Genomic DNA, 20602 nt, shown 5'->3' on the forward strand with positions numbered 1-20602 from the left:
ACTGCGGTCCCGGGACTCCCCGACGGCCGTGGTGAAACGTTATACCTGGTGGTGTGAAGCGCTCTTCGGCACTGGTGACCGGTCCGGACGGCAGGCCCGACGTGTGGTTGGGGGTGAACTTCTGGTCCCGCGTCGGCGGTCCGCTGATGTGGCGGCGCTACGACCCCGACGTGGTGCGCGCGGAGCTGCTGGTGATGCGCGAGCACGGCGTCCCGCTGACCAGGAGCTTCTGCTACTGGCCGGACTTCATGCCCGAGGAGGACCGGCTGGACGAGGTGGTGCTGGCCCGCTTCGACCACTTCCTCGACCTGCACCGGGAGCTCGGGATGCGCACCATCCCGACGTTCCTGGTGGGCCACATGTCCGGCCAGAACTGGGACCCGCCGTGGCGGCGCGGTCGGGACGTGTTCGGCGACGAGTCGTTCGTGGCGCGGCAGCGCTGGTACGTGCGGGAGCTGAGCGCGCGCTGGAAGGACCACCCGGCGGTCGCGGGGTGGTTGCTGGGCAACGAGATCCCGCTGTACGCGGACGAGCGCTCGCGCGGCGTCGGCACGCTCGACGCGGACGTGGTGACGGCGTGGGCGGACGCCCTGATCGGCGAGGTGCGGGCGGCGGGGGCGCGGCAGCCGGTGTCGGTCGGCGACGGCGCGTGGGGCGTGGAGGTCACGGGGCTGGACAACGGTTTCCGGGTGCGCGACCTGGCCCCGCTGGTGGACTTCCACGGCCCGCACGTCTACCGCATGGAGGACGACCCGCTGCGGCTGCACCTGGCGGCGGCGTGGGTGTGCGAGCTGCTCGACGTCGGCGGGAGGCCGGTGGTGCTGGAGGAGTTCGGCGTCACCTCCGACTACACCTCGGACGAGAACGCCGCGCACTACTACCGGCAGGTGCTGCACAACTCGCTGCTCGCGGGCGCGACGGGCTGGATCGCCTGGAACAACACGGACTTCGACGACCTGGCCGACCAGGAGCCGTACTCGCACCACCCGTTCGAGCTGCACTTCGGCCTGACCACCGCGCGCGGCGAGCCGAAGCCGCAGCTGCTGGAGCTGCGGGAGTTCGCGGAGGTGTTGCGGCGCACGGACTTCGCGGGGTTGCGCAGGCCGGACGCGGAGGTGGCGCTGGTGGTGCCGTCGTATCTGGAGAAGCGCTACCCGTTCACCACGCCCGAGGACGCGACGAGCGTGTTCGAGCACGGGCGGCAGGCGTACGCGGCGGCGCGCGAGGCGGACCTGCCGGTGGGGGTGGCGCGCGAGGTGGACGGGGTGCCCGACGACTGCGCGCTGTACCTGCTGCCGTCGGCGAAGCAGCTGCTGGCGCCCACGTGGCGGGAGCTGCTGCGGCGGGCCTCGGAGGGGGCGGTGGTGTACGCGTCGTACTTCCACGGGGCGCACAAGGTGCAGCGCGGGTCGTGGTGGCCGGACCTGGACGGGATGTTCGGGGTGGCCAAGCGGTCCCGGTACGGGCTGGTGGAACCGGTCGTGGAGGACGAGCTGCGGTTGCGGGTGGTGACCGGGTTCGGCGGGTTGGCGGTGGGCGAGGAGCTGGTGTTCGCGGTCGGTGGGAACGAGCACTCGCGGGCGTTCCTGCCGGTGGACCCGGTGGAGGCCGAGGTGCTGGCGGTGGACGGTCGCGGGCGGCCCGCGCTGCTGCGGCGGCGGGTGGGGGCCGGGGCGATGGTGCTGTGCGCGTACCCGTTGGAGCACATGGCTTCCGCGACGCCGTCGGTGAACCCGGAGGACACCTGGCGGTTGTACGCGGCGCTCGCGGCGGAGGCCGGGGTGGTGCCGGAGGTGTCGGTGGACGATCCGGGGGTGCTGGTGTCGGTGCTGGAGCACGAGGACGGGCGGCGGTTCGCGTGGCTGGTGAGCCAGCGCGGGGAGCCGGTGTCGGCGCGGGTGCTCGGGGCGGGGTTGCGGTCGTTCGGCGACGTGGTGGAGCTCGGCCCGTACGGGGTCGTGGTGGCGGAGGTGGAGCGGTGAGGATCGTGTCGGCCGAGGTCGTGGTGACCTCACCGGGTCGGAACTTCGTGACGTTGCGGATCACCACCGAGGACGGGCTGTCCGGGCTGGGCGACGCGACGCTCAACGGGCGCGAGCTGGCGGTGCGGGCGTACCTGGTGGAGCACGTCGTGCCGCTGCTGATCGGGCGGGACGCGTCGGCGATCGAGGACACCTGGCAGTACCTGTACCGGGGCGCGTACTGGCGGCGCGGGCCGGTGACGATGGCGGCGATCGCGGCGGTGGACACGGCGCTGTGGGACGTCAAGGCGAAGGCCGCGGGGATGCCGCTGTACCAGCTGCTCGGCGGGGCGTGCCGGGTGGGCGCGCTGGCGTACGGGCACGCGTCGGGGCGGGACCTGCCGGAGCTGTTCGACTCGATCCGGGCGCACCTGGAGCGCGGGTACCGGGCGATCCGGGTGCAGACCGGGGTTCCGGGGCTGGGCGTGGTGTACGGGGTGGCGGCGTCGGTGGGCGGCGAGCGGTACGACTACGAGCCCGCGCGGCGGACGGCGCTGCCGGTGGAGGAGGAGTGGGACACCAGGGCGTACCTGCGGCACGTGCCGGGGGTGTTCGAGGCGGTGCGCGCGGAGTTCGGCCCGGAGCTGCCGCTGCTGCACGACGGGCACCACCGGATGACGCCGGTCCAGGCGGCGCGGTTGGGGAAGTCGCTGGAGCCGTACGACCTGTTCTGGCTGGAGGACGCCACGCCCGGTGAGGACCAGGCGGCGCTGCGGCTGATCAGGCAGCACACGACGACGCCGCTGGCGATCGGCGAGGTGTTCAACTCGGTGCACGACTACCAGGGGTTGATCACCGAGCGGTTGATCGACTACGTGCGGTCGGCGGTGACGCACACCGGTGGGGTGACGGGGATGCGGCGGCTGCTGGACTTCGCCGGGGTGTACGGGATCAAGTCGGGCATCCACGGGCCGACGGACATCTCGCCGGTGGGGATGGCGGCGGCGCTGCACCTGGACCTGGCGGTGCACAACTTCGGCATCCAGGAGCACATGGAGCACACGGCGCGGACGCTGGAGGTGTTCCGGACGTCGTTCACCTTCGCGGACGGGCTGCTGCACCCGTCGGACGCGCCGGGGTTGGGGGTGGAGCTGGACGACGAGATGGCGGGGGCGTTTCCGTACGAGGCGGCGTACCTGCCGGTGAACCGGCTGCGGGACGGGACCGTGCACGACTGGTGAGCGGGACGCGCCCGCCGGGTCGTGAACGGCTCGGCGGGCGCGGTTTTCCGGCGGGAGTGGGCAATGCCCTGGCGGGAATCGCAGAATTGCGGGGACAAAATTCCCCGAATACCCATTCGCCACCCTGGGGAGAATCGCGCTCTACAGTTGCGGGATGCGCGGATTACTCCCCACCGTCCTGCCGGCGGCACTGCTCTCCCTGGTCAGCGGGTGCCAGCTGTTCAACCCGCCCCACGCCATCGCGGGTGTCGTCTTCCGCGGCAGCACCCCGATCGTCAGCAAGCAGGACAACGAGATCCGGTTCGACCTGAGGGTGGACGAGAAGAACGTCGAGACGTTCTTCACCCTCCCGCTGGAGGGCAGGAAACGACTGCTCGAAGGAACGCCGGGGGTTTCCGCGGCGGGTGGTTGCTCCCCGCTCTCCTTCTCGCTGACCGCGCGCGTGGACGGGGTGAGCCCTTACCGAGCGGAATACCACAGCGGCGCGACCGGGGCGGCGAGCTTCGCCGAGGCTCCGGTCCCCTCGCTCGCCCCGGTCCGGTGGGAGGTCCCCGCGTCGACGACGGAACTGGGTTTCTCCGCCAACGCCGAGGTGCCCGCCGGGTGCGTCCTCACCCTGACGCTGCGCCACTTCACCGTGACCGACGCGTGAGCGCGCTCCCGGCCAACTGAGACCACCGGTCACCCCGGCGGCATTGACATGTTTCGAGCGCTGCCTCGAAACTTTAGAACACCGCCGCCGCGCCTCCTCCCCGGAAGGAGATCAACGGTGATCACCCGCTCCGGCCATCTCCGGCTGTCGCTCGCCCTCCTCACCGCGCTCGCGCTCACCGGCACCGCGCTCGCCACCGCCGCACCCACCCCCTCACCCCCCACCGCCCTCGCCGTCGAGGACGACGGCGCCGACTGCCCGGTCGCCCTGCCCGGCAGCACGCCCGCCAACCCGCGCCTGCCCGACCCGTTCACCAGGATCGACGGCTCCCGCGTCACCTCGCTCGCCGACTGGCGGTGCCGTCGCGCCGAGATCCGCGAGCTCGCCGAGCGCCACGTCTACGGCGACAAGCCCGCCAAGCCCGCCTCCGTCACGGGCACCGTCTCGCGCACCTCCATCTCCGTCACCGCCACCCACCAGGGCCGCACCGCGAGCTTCTCGGCGGGCGTCGACGCCCCCAGCGGCGCCGGGCCGTTCCCGGCCGTCATCGTGGTCGGCGGGTTCGGGGCCGACACCGCCGCGATCAAGGCCGCGGGCGCGGCCGTGATCAGCTACGACCCGCTCGCCGTCGGCCGCGAGGGCACGCCGCGCAGCAGCAAGCAGGGCGCGTTCTACACCCTCCACGGCGCGTCCAGCCCGACCGGCCTGCTCGCCGCCTGGGCCTGGGGCGCCAGCCGCATCATCGACGTGATCGAGCAGTCCGGCAGCGCCACGATCCGCGCGGACGGCATCGGGGTCACCGGGTGCTCGCGGTACGGCAAGAGCGCGTTCGCGGTCGGCGCGTTCGACCAGCGCGTCGCCCTCACCATGCCGATCGAGTCCGGCAGCGCGGGAGCCCCGGCGTTCCGCTCCATCGCGGGCGAGAGCGGCGCGCAGCCGCTGAGCAGCGCGTACGGCGAGCAGCCCTGGCTCGGCGACGCGTTCTCCGCCTACACCGGCAACCCGAACGCGCTCCCGATCGACACCCACCAGGTCATCGGGATGATCGCCCCGCGCGGCCTGCTGCTGCTGGAGAACCCGCACGTCGACTGGCTCGCCGCGCGCGCCGGCAGCGTCGCCTCGCTCGCCGGGGCCGAGGTGTACAAGGCGCTCGGCGCGGCCGACAACATCTCCTACTGGTCGGACGTGCAGGACGGCACCCACTGCGCCTCGCGCTCGGAGTGGCGCGGCCCGATCCAGGACAACATCCGCGAGCACCTGCTCAAGTCCGGCAACGCCCCGCAGGTCTTCCGGATCTCCGCGAAGAAGGCCGGGAACCTCGCCCAGTGGCGCGACTGGCAGACCCCGGTCCTGACCGGCGGCGGTGAGCCGACCAGCACCACCACCACGACCACCACCACGACCACCGGCGTCACGACCACCACCACTCCCCCACCGGGCACCGGCTGCACGGCCAGCGCCTCGGTCAACCAGTGGAACGGCGGGTTCGTCGCCACGGTCACGGTCACCGCGAACCGGGCGATCACCGGCTGGACGGTCGGCGCCACCCTCCCGCCGGGCGCGACGATCACGAACTCCTGGAACACCACCCGCACCGGCACGTCCGGCCCCGTGACGTTCACCGACGCCGGGTTCAACGGCGCGCTGGCGGCCGGGCGGTCCACCGAGTTCGGCTACCAGGCCACCGGCACCGCCCCGACCAGCGCGCTCACCTGCACGGCCCGATAACCGACCCGACAGCAGGGCTGAGAACCCCGAGCCCCGGAGCCCACCCGGCTCCGGGGCCGCTCACCCCGGCAGCACCCGCACCGCCGGGTGCGGCAGCTCCCACGGTCGCAGCGGCGGGTTCGCCTGCGGCGGGTGCAGCGGTCCGCGCGCCGCCGCCAGGAGCACGCGCGGGCGCAGCAGGCTGCGCGGCGGCTCGACCAGGGCGTGCACGTCCAGCCACGCCCGCGTCACCGTCGGGCTCCCGGTCGCCGCGAACCCCACCCGGTCCAGCACCCGCGCCACCGCCCGCCCCCACGCCCCCGGCCGGGGCCCGGTCGTGGCCGGGAACCTCAGGTCCAGCCCGGTCGCCACGTTCCACGCGCCCCGCGACACCCGCCCCACCGCGCGCTGCGCGCGGGCCGCCCCGCACCGGATGCCCCGCTCCCCCAGCGCTTCTGAGAGCGCCACCGCGCCGAGCGCCGCCAGCGACATCCCCTGCCCGTGCACCGGGTTGAGCGTGCACGCCGCGTCCCCCAGCACCACGAACCCCTCCGGCCACCCGTCCGCATCCCGGAACCGCAGCCTCCGGTTCGCCGGCGAGCGCAACCCCCTCGGCGGGCCGAGCGGGCGGGCGTCGGCGATCAGGTCGCCGATCACCGGGTGCCTCAGCCGCCCCGCGCAGCGGGCGAACGTCCCCTCGTGGGTGGGTGGTCGCTGCTCGCGCGTGCCGACCAGGGTGACGCTCCACCGGTCGCCCTCGATCGGGCACAGCAGCCCGCTGCGCACCTGGCCGGGGTGGTCGGGGTCGGGCATGACGCTCACGGCGGGCGCGTCCGAGCGGCCCGCGTACAGCCTGGTGCTGTAGAACTCGCCGGGGTCGACGTGCTCCTCGGCGGGCGGTCGCACCCCCAGCGCGGACAGCCACACCGGCGCGGCCGAGCGGTGACCGGTGGCGTCGACGACGTAGTCGGCGGTGACGCGCCCGGTGCGGCCGTCGCGGCGGTCGCGCACCAGGATTCCGGTGACCCGCTCCGGACCGCCGAGCAGGCCGGTGGCGTCGGTGCTCTCCAGCAGGTGGACGCGCTCGTCGGCGAGGACCCGCTCGCGCACCACGTGCTCGACCAGCGCCCGGCTCGCGCTGAGCACGAACTGCGCCTCCGGGAACCGCGACACCCACCCGGCGGGCAGCAGCACGAGCATCCGGTCGGGCACGCCCACGCGCTGCGCGCCCAGGTCGAGCAGCTCGTCGGTGGCTCCCGGCAGCAGGTGGTCGATCGCGTGCGCGCCCCCGGACAGCAGCACGTGCGTGTGCCGGGCCTGCGGCGTGCCGGACCGCTCGCGCGGCCCCTGCGGCAGCCGGTCCCGCTCGACCAGCAGCACCTCGCCGACGTGGTCGGCCAGCACGCGGGCGGCCAGCAGGCCCGCGATGCCCGCTCCCAGCACCACTGCTCGGGTGGTGGCCATGGGCCTCGCCTCCTGGGGCCTGGACCGGGGCGATCCCGGTGGCGGAGGTGCGGCGGGGACCGCGCGCAGCTGCTCCCGGCCGCGTGGTCCGGTGCGAGCGCGGGCTCGTGGACCCGGTCGCGCCCGGCGGGCACGACCGTCGACGCGGTGGACCCTATGGCGAGCCGGGAGCAGCGCGCAGGGCCGGGGAGCGGCGGTGACGCGCTGGTCAGGTGAGGTGCCGGGGGTGCGGACAGTCGCGGGCGGCACAGCCCCCCGGCACGTTCCGGTGAACGTCGCCGCGCGCCGACTGCGGTCCGTCGCGCAAACCCCCGGCACGTCGTCCCGCTCGGGGGGACGGGTGCGGTCCACACCATCCGATGCGGGCACGTCCTGCGGGTCGGGGCGACCCGTCGAAAGACGGCGGCGCATTTCACCCGGCCGGTGAGGTTCTCCGCACCGCTGCGGGGTACCCGCGGCGACCGGCCCCGGTCACGGCTTGCGGGACGAGTGGTGCTCCACGATCGTCCACCGGCCGTCGCGGCGCTCGAAGACGAAGGTCATGCGGGCCTGCACGGTGTCGGGCTCGCCGTCGGCGGTGACCGCGAAGTCGTAGAGGCCGGACAGGACCACCGCGTCGGGGCCGAGCGCCCTGGTCTTGGGTTCGACGAGCGTGCCGCTGGGCCTCAGCTCCAGGAAGTGCTCGAAGTACTCGGTGATCTCGGCGCGGGTGTCGTGGACCTCGCCCGCGACGGTCGGCAGCAGCACCGCGTCCGCCGCGTACTGGTCGACCACGCCGTCCAGGTCGCCCGCGGCGAGGCTGGTGTTCCAGCGGTCGAACAGGGCCTTCGCGTCGCCGGGCGGCTGGACTGCCGGAGCGGGGGTGTCGGTCGCGGCCTGGCTCGTGCCGCAGCCGGTCACGAGAAGCAGGGCGGCGGCGGTTCCGGCGAGTGCGGGCTTCATGAGTGGTTCCTCCCTCGGCACCGGGGGGTTGATCACCCGGTGCCACCAGCCTGGGGAGGGGTCGTGCAGCGGATCGGCAGGAGAGCGGCAGCAGGAGGTCAACTGTCCGCTCGGGTTCCGGCGCGCGGGAACGTCACCCTGGCCTCCAGCCCGCCGCCGGGGACGTCGTGCAGCGCCACCGCCCCCTGGTCGTCCTCCACGAGCTGGCGCACGATCGCCAGGCCGAGGCCGGTGCCGCCGGGCCTTCCGCGCCAGAACCGGTCGAACGCCCGCTCCCGGTGCTCGCGGCTGAGCCCCGGCCCCCGGTCGGCCACGGACACCAGCACGCGGTCCCGGTCGGCGGACACCGCCAGGGTCAGGGCGCTGCCCTCCGGGGCGGCGTCCAGCGCGTTCGCGATCAGGTTGTCCAGCACCTGCTCCAGGTGGCCGGGGATGAGCGACGCCGTCACCCCCGGCTCCACGACCTCGCGCAGCCGCACGCCCTTGTCGTCGGCGGCGGCCCGCCACGCCTCGGCCCTGGTGCGCGCGACCCCGTCCACCCGCACCGGCTCGCGGATGCCGTCCTCGGCCTGCGCGCGGGCCAGCGCCAGCAGGTCGTTGACCAGCCGCGACATCCGCACCACCTCGGCGATCGCCCCGTCGAGCGCCTCGCGCGCCCTCGGCTCGTCGGACAGGTCGTGCACGTTGTCCAGGCCCAGGCGCAGCGCGGTCAGCGGGGAGCGCAGCTGGTGCGAGACGTCGGCGACGAAGTCGCGCTTCGCGGACAGCAGCTGGTCGATGCGGTGCGCGCCGATGTTGATCGCGCGGGCCACCCTGCGGGTCTCGTCGGGGCCGATCTCCTCGGCGCGCACGCTCAGGTCGCCCTGCCCGAACCGGGTGGCGGCGGCCTGCAGGGACCGCAGCGGCCTGGTCAGCGAGCGGGCCATGAGCAGGGCGAGCACGGCGGTCAGGGCGAGCGTGGCGATGCCCGCGACGATGCGGAACGTCCAGATCGTGCGGATCTGCTGCTCCAGCGCGACCGTCGGGTAGGTGATCCGGACCGCGCCGACCACGGCCCCCGACGCGTCGCGGGCGGGGGCGGAGATGACCAGGGCGGGCGTGCCGAGCCTGCTGTCGTCCAGCCACTCGACGCCCTCCTCGCCGCGCAGCGCCGCGTCCAGCGCCGCGCCGGGCCGCACGTCCCGGCCGAGCGCGGGGCGGCCCTGGGCGTCGACCAGCTCGACGCGGCCGTGGGACTGGGCCTCGAACTCGGTGCGCAGCGACCGCAGGGTGGCCTCGGAACCGCCGTCGCCCTGCAGGAACGCGATGGTGCGGGCGTCGCGCAGCGCGCCTTCGAGGAGGTTGGCGCGCAGCAGGTCGCCGAGGCTGATGCCGACCGGGACGGTGAACACCGCCAGCGCGATCACCACCAGCAGCAGCGAGGAGGTGACCAGGCGGCGCTGCATCACGGCAGGACCTCCAGGCGGAACCCGACGCCGCGCACGGTCTCGATCCGCAGCGCCCCGTCGAACTTGCGGCGCAGCACGCCCACGTGCACGTCCAGGGTGCGGGTGGGGCCGTGCCAGTGCGCGTCCCACACGGCTTCGAGGATCTGCTCGCGGGTGAACGCCGCGCCGGGGTCCTCGGCCAGGAACGAGAGCAGGTCGAACTCCTTGGGCGCGAGCACCTGCTCCCCCTCGCCCACGTGCACGCGCCGCGCCCGCCGGTCCAGGCGGACCCGGCCGAGCACGAGCACCCCGTCGTCCTCGGGGGCGGCGTCCCCCGGCGCGCTGTGCCGGTAGCGGCGCAGCACGGCGCGGATGCGGGCGACGATCTCGCGGGCGCCGAACGGCTTGGACACGTAGTCGTCCGCGCCGACCTCCAGCCCGACGACGGTGTCGACCTCGTCGGAGCGGGCGGTGATCACGATGACCGGCAGGTCGGTGCGGGCGCGCAGGGCCCGGCACACGTCCAGGCCGTCCACGTCCGGCAGGCCGAGGTCGAGCAGCACGACCCCGTAGCCGGTGGCGGCCAGCGCCGCCGCGCCCGTCGTGACCCACTCCACCGCGAACCCGAACCGCTCCAGTCCCGTGGTGAGGGACCGGGCTATCGCGGGATCGTCCTCGACCAGCAGCACCAGCACCGGGCCAGTGTCTGCGGGGGTCGCTCCGTTGTCGAGCACGGGCGCAGTGGAGCACACCACACCCCAGCGGAACGTCAGGAAGCGGGAAGGGGAACGGCAGGAGCGCAGGTCAGGGGGTGTTCGCCGGGGACGGCAGCGCGGGTGGCGCCGGGAGAGCACACCTCCCGGCGCCACCCGCTTCAGGAACCCGTTGACGACGGGTGGCCCAGGTCACGGGTAGAGCTGCCGCTGCTCTCCCGTCATGACGTCGATGGTGAAGACCCGGTCGACGTTCGGGTTGTTCTGCAGGATCGGGAACTCGGTCATGGAGAACACGTTGTCCACCCGCCTGCTCGGCCCGACGAGGACGTGCACGTCGCCCTTCGCGCCCTGGGCGAGGCTGGCGGACACGCTGTCCCACACCGCTTTGCCCGCGTCGTTGGTCTTGCCCCAGTCGGGCATGATGATGTGGTCGTGGTCGAGCTTGCCCTCCAGGGTGACGCGCCCCTGCTGGGCGGCGATGAACTCGGCCGGGTCCATCACCGAGTGCCGCTGGCCGGTCGAGTCGATGAAGTTGCCCGACCAGAAGAACGCGCCGTCCGGCTTGCTGTCCAGGATGCGGCGCAGGTCCGCGACCCAGCGGGCCCCCTCCTCCTTGGAGAGGTTCCGCAGGTCGAAGTGCTCGACGCCGTTGATCGTGGTGACCGGGAACGCGTTGGTGGTGCGGTGGTCGGCGTCCGGGTCGAGCAGCGGTTCGACGTTGCCCCACGGCACGGTGTCCTTGGGCGGGTCGGGCGGCAGCGGGACCTTCGCGGGGTCGACCTGGTCGGCCGGGGGCAGCAGGTTCAGCGGCGGGCGCGGCGGGGTCGTGGGCTTGGGCGCGGGCGGTGCGGACGGGTCGTGCTGGGCGGTCAGCGAGTCCTTGGCGGAACCGGGGGTGGTGAACCGGCCCTGGCCCTGCGCGGCGGGTGGCGCGGTGGTGGCGCCGGGTGGCGCGAACGGGTCCTTGCCCGGCAGGGAGACCACGGGCGAGGCCGCGCCGGGCTGCGGGCCGATCAGCCTGCCCGGCGTGGTCCGGGGGACCCGCGGGCGTGGCGCGGGCGCGGCGGGCGGCGGGTCCTGCGGCCGGGGCGGGAAGCTGTTCTGGTTGCCGCGCAACGAGTCCGCCGCGCCGCCCGGCTTGGACAGCTCCACCTCGGGCGCGCCCGCGGGGTGCGTGTTCGGCTTGGGCGGGATCTGCATGAGCGGCGGCAGCCCGGACTTCGGGTTGGCCGCCGGGGGCGCGCCCTGGGCGGCGGGCGCGGTGAGATCGCCCCGGAAGCCGGGAATCGGCGGCAACTGCGTGCCGGGGGCCGCGGCGGGGGTGGTCGGACCGGGGGTCCGGCCGCCCGGCGCGGTCGGGACCGGCTGCGCCTGAGGTCCTTGCGCGCCAGGGGTGTCGGCCGCGGCGGAGGTCGTGCCGCCGTCACCGGGGACCGGGGTCACGCCGGTCGCGGGTGGCCCCTGCGGCTGCGGGGTGCGCGGGGCGGGCGCGCCGGGGTCGCCGGGGACGTTCTCCGCCTGGCTGGTCGCGGGTCCTCGTGGGACAACGGGTTTCCCCCCGCCGGAGGGCGCGCCCGCGGGCGGTCTGGCGGTGGTGTCGGTGACGATGCCGTCGAACTGCGAGCCGCTGTAGCGGTCGAGCGAGAAGTGCGTGTCGGCGGTGGCCTTCACGCCGTCACCGACCTGGCCGAGGGTGTCACCGGCCTGCTTGGCGCGCTCCACCGACTTGCCGTTGGAGGAGTTGAGCGCGAGCACGGCGGGCATCCCGAGCATCCCGAGCGCGGTGGCGCCGAGCCGCTGGCCGGAGAGCTTGCCCGCCATGTCGCCGTAGGCGGCGCGCAGGTCGTTCGCCTGGCGCCGCAGGGTCTCCATCGAGTTCGCGGTCATGGAGAAGCCCAGGGAGCCGGTCGGCCCGGACGGGGCGGAGGACGGCGGGGGCGGCGGCGCGGTGCGCGGCGGCGAGGCGTCCGGGGTCGCGGTGGTGGTGGAGCCGGGGTCGGGGGTGCTGGAGCCGGGGTCCGGTCTGCTCGAACCGGAACCGGGGAACTTGGCCACGGGGATCTCCGAGGGGGTGCGGGGGGAGCGGGGGCGGGCGTGCTCAGACGGCCTGGTCGATCGCGCGGTCGACGCCTTCCTGCGCCTTCCAGGTCTCGTAGCCGATCTCGGAGACGTCCGCGGCGTTCTCGAACCGCTTCCAGCCCTTGCCGATGCCCTCGGTGATCTCGTCCAGGTCCTTGACGCGCCCCATCTGGCGGCCGAGCCCGCCGACGAGCCTGGCCAGCCGCGAGGCGATGTTCACGCCGAGCGCGACGGCCTTGCCGATCGCGTACCCGATGAAGCCCGCGATGGACGCGCCGAACGTGAAGAACGCCGCTGCCGCGGCGGCGATCGCGCCCGCCAGCAGCGAGCCGAGGAACTGGGCGATCATGTCGCGGACGATGTCGCGCAGCACCTGCACGAGCATCCCGCAGACGGCGACGATCTTCGCCTTCTGCTCGACCGCGTTGGCCAGCGAGTCCAGCTCCCGACCCAGCTCCGCCATGCTGGCCTTGAACGCCTCCTGGGACTGGCCGCTCCACTCCTGCGGCTGCGCCAGGGTGTTGCGGTGGGTCTCGGCCAGCACCCGCATCTCCACCGCGTTGGCCTTGGTGGCCGCCACGTTGGCGCTGACGTCGTCCGGGTCCCCCATGAGCTGGTCGAGCGGTTCCCGCAGGAACGTGACGTGCTCGACGAGCCAGCCGATGCCCGCGCCCAGCAGGGTGCCGAACGGGTCCACGGCCAGCATCGCCGTCGAGGACGCGGCGCCGATCGCGGCGAAGGTCACGTCGAGCACCTTCTCCGCCTCGGTCTCGGCGTCCGCGCCGATGGAATCGATCAGCTCGTCCCAGGACGAGACGAACAGGGAGCCCTTGAACTGGTTCTCCTCGGTGATCTCCATCCCGGGAGGTGATTCCACGGTCATGCAGGGACCTTCTTCACTGTGCGCGTCGACGAATGGCCGGGCTCGACGGATGTCGGCAGGGTGCCCGGCGGTTCTCGAACATTATCAGCGGATGAACTTCGGTCAACCGGGAAGTTGACAAAAACGCGGAAGCCGGGGCCGCGCTCCCGTCCTGATGCGACGTTGATCACCCAGCTGACCAGAGGATACAGGCCAGGTCAGCGCCCGGCGTCCGTCCATCCTGAACGGACGACTCGCCGGTGCCGACCCCTGTCCGGTGATTCCACTGTGGAGCAGGGCATTCCGGAGTCCCTATCACAGGACGGTTGCGAAGCTCGACCCGCGCGTCCCACCGGCGCGCCGGGAAGGGACCCGAAGGCACTGGCGCGGCCCATCACGTCCTGGTAAACGGAACCCCTGACGGCGGTTCGCCGGGGCGCGCGGCAATGTCCGGAGAATTCCCCGCTAGCCTTCCGGCGGCCTTTTCGGCGACCGCGCGTGACCGGTCGGCTGCGCTCAGCCCCGGCCGAGGAGGCTGAAGAGCGCGTAGCGCCGGTAGGTGACCCGCCGGAACGCCGCCGCGGCGGCGCGGCTCTCCCGGACGTCCCGCTCGGCGGTCCTCACCCGCACGGCGCTCTCCCGGACCGCCCGGTCGTGCTCGACCCGGTCCCGCGCGGCGGTGGCGCGCTCGCGGGTGAGCCGCTCCAGCAGGGCCGCGTGCTCGGCGCGGTGCCGGTCCTTGAGCAGCTCCACGGCCCGCTCGCGCTCGGCGATCGTGTACGAGTGCTCGGCCTCCAGCTTCGCGCTCTCGGAGGCGAAGCGGGCCTTCAGCGCGCCGCGCGCGGCCGGGCTCAGCTGGGCAGGCTCGGTGGCCTTGGCCTGCTTGAGCAGCGTCGCGCGCCACCGCTCGACGCGGCCCGCCTTGACCTCGCCGATGCCGGGCACGTGCACCGCGCCGCCACCGGCGAGCCGGAACAGCGTGCCGGACTCCTGGCCGGAGTTGCGCAGCACCCCGGTGAAGTCGGCGGCGGTGCGGATGCCCGAGTCGGCGAGCTTCGCGGTGAGCGCCGCGCCGATCCCCTCGATGCCCGCGCCCTTGAGCGGGAACCGCGCCAGGTGCCCGAGCACGTGCTCCTTCCTGGCCTGCGCCAGGAGATTCTGCTCCTCCTCGTGGGAGCGGCGGGCGAGCGCCTGCTTGGCGCGCTCGACCTCCACGACGAGCCGGGCGGTGTCCGCCTGCCGCTCGGCGACCTCCCGCTTGTGCCGGTCGGCCAGCTCGCGCTGCTCGCGGTCGCGGTCGGCCTCGGCCTGCCGCAGGGCCGCCTCCAGCCGCTCCCCCGCGCGCCGCAGCCCGGCTCCCCGCGCGGCGAGCGCGCGGTGCTCGGAGCGGGCGCGGCGGCGGGCCCGGCGGGCGGCCTTCGCGGCGGCGCGCTCGGGGCGGCGGCGGTAGGACAGGGCGGTGGCGACGGGCAGCAGCGGGATCAGCAGGACCGGCGCGGTCAGCTCGGGGCCGGTCAGGCCGAGGAGGAGCGCGGCGGCGACGGGCAGCACGGGCGCGCCGACCAGCAGCAGCCAGGACAGGAGCATGAGCAGCACGGGTCTGCGCCCGAACCGGACCAGCTCGCGGGCGCTCCCGTCGAGCGTGCCGCCGGCGGTGGCGGCGGTGGTGGCGGTGGCGGCTAAGTCACCGTCGAGCAGCCGGCCGGTGAACGCCTGATCGGTCGGGAGCGGGATCTCGGCGAGGCCCGCGCCGGGCGTCGGGTCGCGCGGGCGCAGGCGTTCGGCCAGCCACGCCGGGGTGCCCGCCGACCCGGTCCCGACCGCACCTGACCCGGCAGCGCCGGCCCCGACCGCGCCGCCCCCGCGCAAGAGGGCGCCACCCGTCGCGAGCCCCAGCGCGCCACCCGCAGGCGTGACGCCACCCGCCGAGGTGTCGACCGGGTCCAGCGGCGGGGGCGCGGCGCGGTGGTGCAGCAGGACGTCCCGGAACCGCTCGGCCCGCGCCCGCAGCCGCGCGTCCGGGTGCGCGACGAGGGTCGCGAGCCGGTAGGAGCGGGCCGGGTCGGCGAAGTCGGGTTCGGCGAGCAGCAGGTGCTCGGCGTCCGGGTCGCGCAGCAGCCGCCACAGCGACGGGTCGACCGACAGCGCCAGCAGCGACAGGTGCACCACCCAGGCGGAGAAGCGGTCGACGGTGGGCCCGTGGTGGGCGCGCGTGCGGTCCGGCGACTGGTAGTTGCGGTGCCCGACCTCGTCGGCGGGCCGCCCGGCCAGCGCGGGCACGTGCATCCCGTCGTAGTCGACCAGGCGCAGCGCGCCCGAGTCGGTGACCAGGACGTTGCCGTGCTGGAGGTCGCCGTGCCCCACTCCCCCGGCCTCCAGCTCGGCGGCCAGCCGGGCGAAGCGGGCGGCGACCCCGGCTAACGCGACCCGGTCGTCCCCGGTGTCCTCGATCCAGCGGATGAGGTTGCGGGCGCGCACCCACTCCATCCGCAGCACCGGGTACCAGGAGCCGCCGACCAGCACGCCCCGGTCGACGTGCTCGAACCCCACGGCCCAGTCCGCGCCCAGGCCCGCCAGGTGCGCGCCGACGGCCCGGTACCGGTCGGCCTGCTCGGGGACCTCCCTGGTGAAGCACTTGACCGCGTGCTCGACGCCGCCGGGCGTGGTCACCGAGAAGACGCTGGCGAAGTTGCCGGAGATCGCGCGCGGGCGGCCCAGCGCGTCGGCGCGCACCTGCCCGCCCGCGAGCGCGGTGCCCCGGAAGCACAGCGCGGTGTTCTGCAGCGCCTCCGCGTAGGCCGCGCCGGACGGGAACGACCGCCTGCCCTCACCCGAGGTCGACGTGGACGAGCGTGACGTCGTCATTGCGCACCTCCCCGGCCGCGCGCGCCGCCTCCAGCCAGGCCGCGAACCGCTCGGGGTCGCCCCCGCGGGTGTGCTCGGCCAGCAGGTCCCACGGCGCGCCGCCGCGCTCGGCCTCGCGCAGGAACCAGGCGGCGAGCGCGTCGGTGCACAGGAAGAACTGGTCGCCCTGCTCGGCCGCGCCCGAGGCGGTGCGGGTGTGCCTGGCCAGCAGGGCGGTGTCGGTGGTGAGGGCGTTGACCAGTCCGGGCGAGCTGTCGAACGCGCCCGCGTCGGCGAGCGGGAACGCGTGCAGCAGGTCCGCGCCCCTGGTGTGGAACAGGCAGCTGTCGCCGAGTGCCGCGGCGGCCCACGTGGTGCGGCCGTCCGCGTCGGGGGCGAAGCGGGCGGCGAGCGCGGTGGCGTGCGGGCCCCGGTCCAGGCCCGGCTGCTCGTACCAGGCGATGGGGCGCCCGGCGGCCTCGCGGCGGGCCACGTAGTCGGCGAGCCAGGGCCGCCAGGCCAGGCCCGCGCGGGCGAGGGCGTCCGCGAACGCCTCGGGCGCGTCGAGCGCGCGCGGGTCGGCCGCGACGTGGGCCAGCAGCCCGGTGGTGAGCAGCGCGGCCCACGGCCCGGACAGCAGGCTCTCGGACGCGCCGTCGGCGACGGCGACCAGCACCGGCTCGGTGCGCCAGGTGTCGGGGGCCTCGGCCGGGAGCACCAGGTGCGCGTCCTCGCACTCGGCTTCGGCGCTGCCCAGCTTGGGCGCGCGCAGGGCGGTGGTGAACATGCCGGGGGTGACCATGCCGGGGGTCAGCGCAGGTCCGTGGCGCGGGTGCCGATGTCGAGGAACTGCACGACGGTGGTGATGTCGGCGTTGTAGGCGAAGCCCCTGGACAGGTCGGTGCACGCGATGCCCTGCTGGAGGGCGTAGAAGCGCATGTGCTGCGGCAGCGGGCTGGACATCTCGAACAGCGCGCGGGCGTAGGTGTCGGGCAGCGCGGCGGGGCTGTCCGGGAAGGTCACCGGGATCGCGGCCGAGCCGGACACGTGCAGGTTGAACAGCAGCGCCGCGCCGTCCGCGCTGACGTGCCGCTGGAGCGCCAGCGCGGCCTCCAGGGGGTCGCCGTCGGTGGACTCGCCGTCGGTCAGGTTGAGCACGATCGGCGGGAAGCCCGCCGGGTGCCGCGCGACCCAGTCGGCGACGAGCGCGTCGGCCTGCGCCAGCGCCCGGCACATCGGGGTGCCGCCGTTGGCGACCGGGTCGATCCAGACGGGGAACTTCACCCGGCTCTCGACCAGCCCGCCCGCGCCGTCCGGGAACTTCTTGACCCGGTCCTCGACGCGCGCGGGGCGGTCGGCGACCTGGCTGAGCGGGACCAGGTCGCGGCCGGCGAGGGGGCCGGTGAAGGCGGAGCCGACGGAGGTGTGGCCGTAGCCGATCACCGCCACGTGGAAGTAGTCGCGCACGCCCTCCTCCTTGGCGCACTTGACGCTCAGCTCGGTCAGCAGCCGGTTGAGGGCGTCGGCGACCACGTCGGCCTTGCGCTGCCTGGCCGGGCCGCCGATCGGGTCCTCCATCGAGGCGGACTGGTCCACCAGGAAGACGAAGCAGGCCGGGGTGGCGCGGCTGATCTCGGCCGTGTAGGGCACAGCGGTGGTCACCTTCTCTGGGCGGGCGGTGCACAAGGTCATCGCGGGTGGGGCGCGGGGTGTTAGCGGGCCCGGCGGGGACCGGAACCGCCCGGTCCGGTCGGGTGGGGCGGGTGCGGGGGCGTCGCCGCTGGGTGCGGGTGGCGCGGGTGGGCGCGGCGCGCCGGTCGGGCGGCGGGACGCGGGTGCGGACCTACGATGTGCCGGTGAGCAACGCCGAGTCCGATCCTGCCGAACTGGTCTGCGCCGCCTCCTCCCCCGCGGCCGGGGTGGAGGTGCTCGACCCGCGCGACGTGCCGCTGGGCGGGCCGAGGGCGATGGCGGTGCGGCGCACCCTGCCGCAGCGCGGGCGGTCCCTGATCGGGGCCTGGTGCTTCGTGGACCACTACGGGCCGGACGACGTGTCCGCCACCGGCGGCATGGACGTCGCGCCGCACCCGCACACCGGGTTGCAGACGGCGAGCTGGCTGTTCTCCGGGGAGATCGAGCACCGGGACAGCCACGGCGCGCACGCGCTGGTGCGGCCGGGCGAGCTGAACCTGATGACGGCGGGGCGCGGGATCTGCCACTCGGAGGTCTCCACCCCTGGGACGTCGGTGCTGCACGGGGTGCAGCTGTGGATCGCGCTGCCGGACGCGCACCGGGACGCGCCGAGGGACTTCGAGCACCACGTGCCCGAGCCGGTGGTGGTCGGCGGGGCGGTGGCGCGGGTGTTCCTGGGGTCGCTGGGCGGGGTGACGTCGCCGGTGCGCGGGTTCACGCCGCTGCTGGGGGCGGAGCTGGTGGTGCCCGCCGGGGTGGTGCTGGAGCTGGCGGTGGACCCGGCGTTCGAGCACGGGGTGCTGGTGGACCGGGGCGAGGTGGAGCTGGCCGGGGCGGTGGTGCCGCGCGGGACGGTGGTGCCGCGCGGGTCGCTGGGGTGCCTCGGCGCCGGGACGGCGGTGCTGCGGCTGGCGAGCACCGGGTCCGAGGAGGCGCGGGTGCTGCTGCTGGGCGGCGAGCCGTTCGGCGAGGAGATCGTGATGTGGTGGAACTTCATCGGGCGCGACCACGACGAGGTGGTGCGGTTCCGCGAGCAGTGGGAGCGCGGGGACGAGCGGTTCGGCGCGGTGGTGGGCTACGACGGCGACCGGTTGCCCGCGCCGTCGATGCCGAAGGCGCGGTTGCGCCCGCGCGGCAACCGGCGCTGATCGGTTGGCGCTGATCGGTTGGCGCTGATCGGCTGGCGCTGATCGGCTGGCACGCTTCCAGTTGGCACGCTTCCGGTTGGCGCGCAACGGTTTCCGGGCGGCCCGCCGCCCCCTTCTGCTCCGGGGACGGCGGGCCGGTTAGCACCGGGTGCGTCAGCGGGCGGCCATGATCGCGTCGACGGCCTTGCCGAGCTTCGCGTACTTCTGGGTGTAGAGCACCGGGAAGACGCCGGGCGGGTCGGCGGGCCGGTTCGCGTCGACGTAGTCGGTGCCCAGGTTGGAGAAGATCACCACGATGTAGTTGCGCTTGTCCTTGCCCGGCAAGGACTTCACGATGCCCGCGTCACTGCCGGTGGTGTCCACCCAGCCGGTCTTGTGGCTGAAGCCCACCTCGGCGGCGGCGTCGCACGGGCGCACGTCGCGGTCGTACACCGCGCCGCCCACGGTGACCGTGCCGTCGGCCTCGACCCAGCGCTGCGGGGTGAGCTGCGGGATGCCCTGCACCGGGTAGGCGCGACCGCACCAGTTGGTGGTGGACAGCATCTCGTTGTGGCCCTGCTCGGCCAGCGCCTTGAGGAACAGCGCGCGCGAGGTCTCGCTCAGCTCGGCGCGGGTGATCGCCTTGCCCGCAGGCGTGGTCCACAGCGCGCCCTGACCGCCGTTGATCAGCAGCAGCAGCTTGGCGGTGTCCAGGCTGCTCATGTTCGAGCCGATCCAGCGACCGCCGTTGGCCGGGTTGGTGCCGGTGACCATGAGCGTGGGCAGGCCCAGCTCGACGAACTCGGCGTTGACCTCGTCCCAGGCGCCGAGGTCGTGCAGCAGCTTGATGAGCGCGCAGGTGGACTCGTTCTGCGACTTGGTGATCATCTGGTCGAAGTTCGAGCGGATGACCGCGCTGAACGCGCCGCCGCAGGTCGCGTTGGGGACCGTGGGCTGGTAGTCGTAGACCGCGTCCAGGTCGATCCGGCCCTCGTCGGCCAGGCGCAGCACGCCGAAGCCGACCATGAGCTTGAGCACCGAGGCCGGGTACGGCGAGGAGAAGTCGATGGGGGCGCTCTCCCGGCCGGGCAGCACGTCCACGGTCCCCTGGCCGCCGTTGACGTCCCACTCGGTGTCGTCCCACCAGCGGTAGCGGACCTGGTCGGTGGACAGCGAGCTCTTCCTCACCGGCACGGTGACGCCGTTCGGGTGCTGCGGGCTCATCAGCACGTCGCCGACGGCGGTGGGCCTGCCCTGGTCGTCCAGCTCGATGACGGCCAGGTCCACGTTGGGCTGCTGGTGGATCGGGCGCGCGGCGGCGGCTGCCAGACGGGCGGCGGGCGGGGCGCTGTCGTACTTCTCGGGCGCGCCGGAGCGGGCGGCCCGCAGGCCGGCGAGGGCCGGGTCGGGCGGGGTGAGGTCGATGACGTCCTTGAAGTCCTGCGCGACCACGGCGGCGCGCAGCGACTCGGCCAGGCTCGGCGACTCGGCCAGGCCCGGCGGCTGCGCCGAGGCGGTGGCGGGCGGGACGAGCGCGCCGACCAGCGCCGCGGAGGCGGTGACCGCGAGCGCGGCCCCCCACATCCGGTTCTTGGTGACCATGCGGTTCTTTCTCCCCAGTTCGGTGTTTCGGGACGGCGGCGGGTGTCGTGGTGCCGCTGCCCGGAAGCGGCGGATCGCAGCCTAGGGACGGGTCGGGTGGAAAACCGGGGAGAACAAGATCACAAGCGGGGAACCGCACCATCGGACGCGCCGGCCGCTTGCTCGGCAAACGAGTTGCCGGGCGGGTCGTGGGGCGGGCCGTGGGGCGGGCCGCGATCCTGCGGCTTCCCGACGCGTCCGCGCGGGGCCGTGCAACGGCGGGGTGCGCGCGGCGCTCGCGGGCGGG

The 20602-nt window shown here is 74.5% G+C and carries 15 protein-coding genes; 5 read left to right on the forward strand and 10 right to left on the reverse strand.

What is annotated here, in order from left to right; translation table 11 throughout:
- Window positions 1–53 precede the first annotated feature (53 nt).
- The 4 genes from AMIR_RS20575 to AMIR_RS20590 all read left to right on the forward strand — a co-directional run bounded on the left by AMIR_RS20575 (window position 54) and on the right by AMIR_RS20590 (window position 5582).
- A complete protein-coding gene (locus AMIR_RS20575) occupies window positions 54–1982 on the forward strand; it encodes a glycoside hydrolase 5 family protein (RefSeq protein WP_041836902.1) in 1929 nt (642 codons plus the stop codon).
- Window positions 1979–3202, forward strand: coding sequence for a D-mannonate dehydratase ManD (manD, locus tag AMIR_RS20580; protein WP_015802874.1), 1224 nt, complete (start codon window positions 1979–1981; stop codon window positions 3200–3202). Before AMIR_RS20575 ends, manD begins: the two co-directional genes overlap by 4 nt.
- 154 nt (window positions 3203–3356) lie before the next feature.
- Entirely contained in the window at window positions 3357–3854 is a 498-nt protein-coding gene (locus tag AMIR_RS20585) for a hypothetical protein (RefSeq protein WP_015802875.1), read from the forward strand.
- Window positions 3855–3971: 117 nt separating this feature from the next.
- Window positions 3972–5582 carry a glucuronyl esterase domain-containing protein gene (locus tag AMIR_RS20590; protein ID WP_015802876.1) on the forward strand — a complete coding sequence of 537 codons (1611 nt, stop codon included), beginning with the start codon at window positions 3972–3974 and terminating at the stop codon, window positions 5580–5582.
- A gap of 60 nt (window positions 5583–5642) precedes the next feature.
- Here AMIR_RS20590 and AMIR_RS20595 read toward each other — a convergent pair whose 3' ends face one another.
- From AMIR_RS20595 to AMIR_RS20635, 9 genes are all read right to left on the reverse strand, one after another.
- A complete protein-coding gene (locus AMIR_RS20595) occupies window positions 5643–7025 on the reverse strand; it encodes an FAD-dependent oxidoreductase (RefSeq protein ID WP_015802877.1) in 1383 nt (460 codons plus the stop codon).
- A gap of 471 nt (window positions 7026–7496) precedes the next feature.
- Window positions 7497–7967 (reverse strand): SgcJ/EcaC family oxidoreductase, encoded by a 471-nt coding sequence (locus tag AMIR_RS20600; protein ID WP_015802878.1) that lies wholly within the window; start codon window positions 7965–7967, stop codon window positions 7497–7499.
- A 98-nt stretch (window positions 7968–8065) separates the two neighbouring features.
- Window positions 8066–9412, reverse strand: coding sequence for a sensor histidine kinase (locus AMIR_RS20605; RefSeq protein ID WP_015802879.1), 1347 nt, complete (start codon window positions 9410–9412; stop codon window positions 8066–8068).
- Window positions 9412–10089 carry a response regulator transcription factor gene (locus AMIR_RS20610; protein WP_041836903.1) on the reverse strand — a complete coding sequence of 226 codons (678 nt, stop codon included), beginning with the start codon at window positions 10087–10089 and terminating at the stop codon, window positions 9412–9414. Before AMIR_RS20610 ends, AMIR_RS20605 begins: the two co-directional genes overlap by 1 nt.
- 210 nt (window positions 10090–10299) lie before the next feature.
- Complete coding sequence (locus AMIR_RS20615; protein WP_015802881.1) at window positions 10300–12165, reverse strand: hypothetical protein; 1866 nt, start codon at window positions 12163–12165, stop codon at window positions 10300–10302.
- Between the two features lie 43 nt (window positions 12166–12208).
- Complete coding sequence (locus AMIR_RS20620) at window positions 12209–13048, reverse strand: WXG100 family type VII secretion target (RefSeq protein WP_187313428.1); 840 nt, start codon at window positions 13046–13048, stop codon at window positions 12209–12211.
- Window positions 13049–13567: 519 nt separating this feature from the next.
- Complete coding sequence (locus tag AMIR_RS35975) at window positions 13568–15916, reverse strand: phosphotransferase family protein (protein ID WP_015802883.1); 2349 nt, start codon at window positions 15914–15916, stop codon at window positions 13568–13570.
- A complete protein-coding gene (locus AMIR_RS20630; RefSeq protein ID WP_143760823.1) occupies window positions 15879–16682 on the reverse strand; it encodes a protein phosphatase 2C domain-containing protein in 804 nt (267 codons plus the stop codon). Before AMIR_RS20630 ends, AMIR_RS35975 begins: the two co-directional genes overlap by 38 nt.
- A gap of 23 nt (window positions 16683–16705) precedes the next feature.
- Window positions 16706–17557 carry a vWA domain-containing protein gene (locus AMIR_RS20635; protein WP_245554529.1) on the reverse strand — a complete coding sequence of 284 codons (852 nt, stop codon included), beginning with the start codon at window positions 17555–17557 and terminating at the stop codon, window positions 16706–16708.
- Between the two features lie 194 nt (window positions 17558–17751).
- On the opposite strand from AMIR_RS20635, the gene AMIR_RS20640 reads away from it, so the two are divergent.
- The gene (locus tag AMIR_RS20640) at window positions 17752–18735 is read left to right on the forward strand and encodes a pirin family protein (RefSeq protein WP_041838088.1); all 984 of its coding nucleotides are present in this window, start codon (window positions 17752–17754) and stop codon (window positions 18733–18735) included.
- Window positions 18736–18888: 153 nt separating this feature from the next.
- Here AMIR_RS20640 and AMIR_RS20645 read toward each other — a convergent pair whose 3' ends face one another.
- Window positions 18889–20316 carry a serine hydrolase gene (locus AMIR_RS20645; protein WP_015802887.1) on the reverse strand — a complete coding sequence of 476 codons (1428 nt, stop codon included), beginning with the start codon at window positions 20314–20316 and terminating at the stop codon, window positions 18889–18891.
- Window positions 20317–20602 lie beyond the last annotated feature (286 nt).

Source organism: Actinosynnema mirum DSM 43827, assembly GCF_000023245.1.
Classification (GTDB): Bacteria; Actinomycetota; Actinomycetes; order Mycobacteriales; family Pseudonocardiaceae; genus Actinosynnema; species Actinosynnema mirum.

Bases quoted from the DNA above. Each gene is read 5' to 3' on its own strand.
- AMIR_RS20630 (WP_143760823.1), bottom strand. From the start codon at position 16,682: ATGTTCACCACCGCCCTGCGCGCGCCCAAGCTGGGCAGCGCCGAAGCC.
- AMIR_RS20620 (WP_187313428.1), bottom strand. From the start codon at position 13,048: ATGGAGATCACCGAGGAGAACCAGTTCAAGGGCTCCCTGTTCGTCTCG.
- AMIR_RS20600 (WP_015802878.1), bottom strand. From the start codon at position 7,967: ATGAAGCCCGCACTCGCCGGAACCGCCGCCGCCCTGCTTCTCGTGACC.
- AMIR_RS20595 (WP_015802877.1), bottom strand. From the start codon at position 7,025: ATGGCCACCACCCGAGCAGTGGTGCTGGGAGCGGGCATCGCGGGCCTG.
- AMIR_RS35975 (WP_015802883.1), bottom strand. From the start codon at position 15,916: ATGACGACGTCACGCTCGTCCACGTCGACCTCGGGTGAGGGCAGGCGG.
- AMIR_RS20605 (WP_015802879.1), bottom strand. From the start codon at position 9,412: ATGCAGCGCCGCCTGGTCACCTCCTCGCTGCTGCTGGTGGTGATCGCG.
- AMIR_RS20645 (WP_015802887.1), bottom strand. From the start codon at position 20,316: ATGGTCACCAAGAACCGGATGTGGGGGGCCGCGCTCGCGGTCACCGCC.
- AMIR_RS20585 (WP_015802875.1), top strand. From the start codon at position 3,357: ATGCGCGGATTACTCCCCACCGTCCTGCCGGCGGCACTGCTCTCCCTG.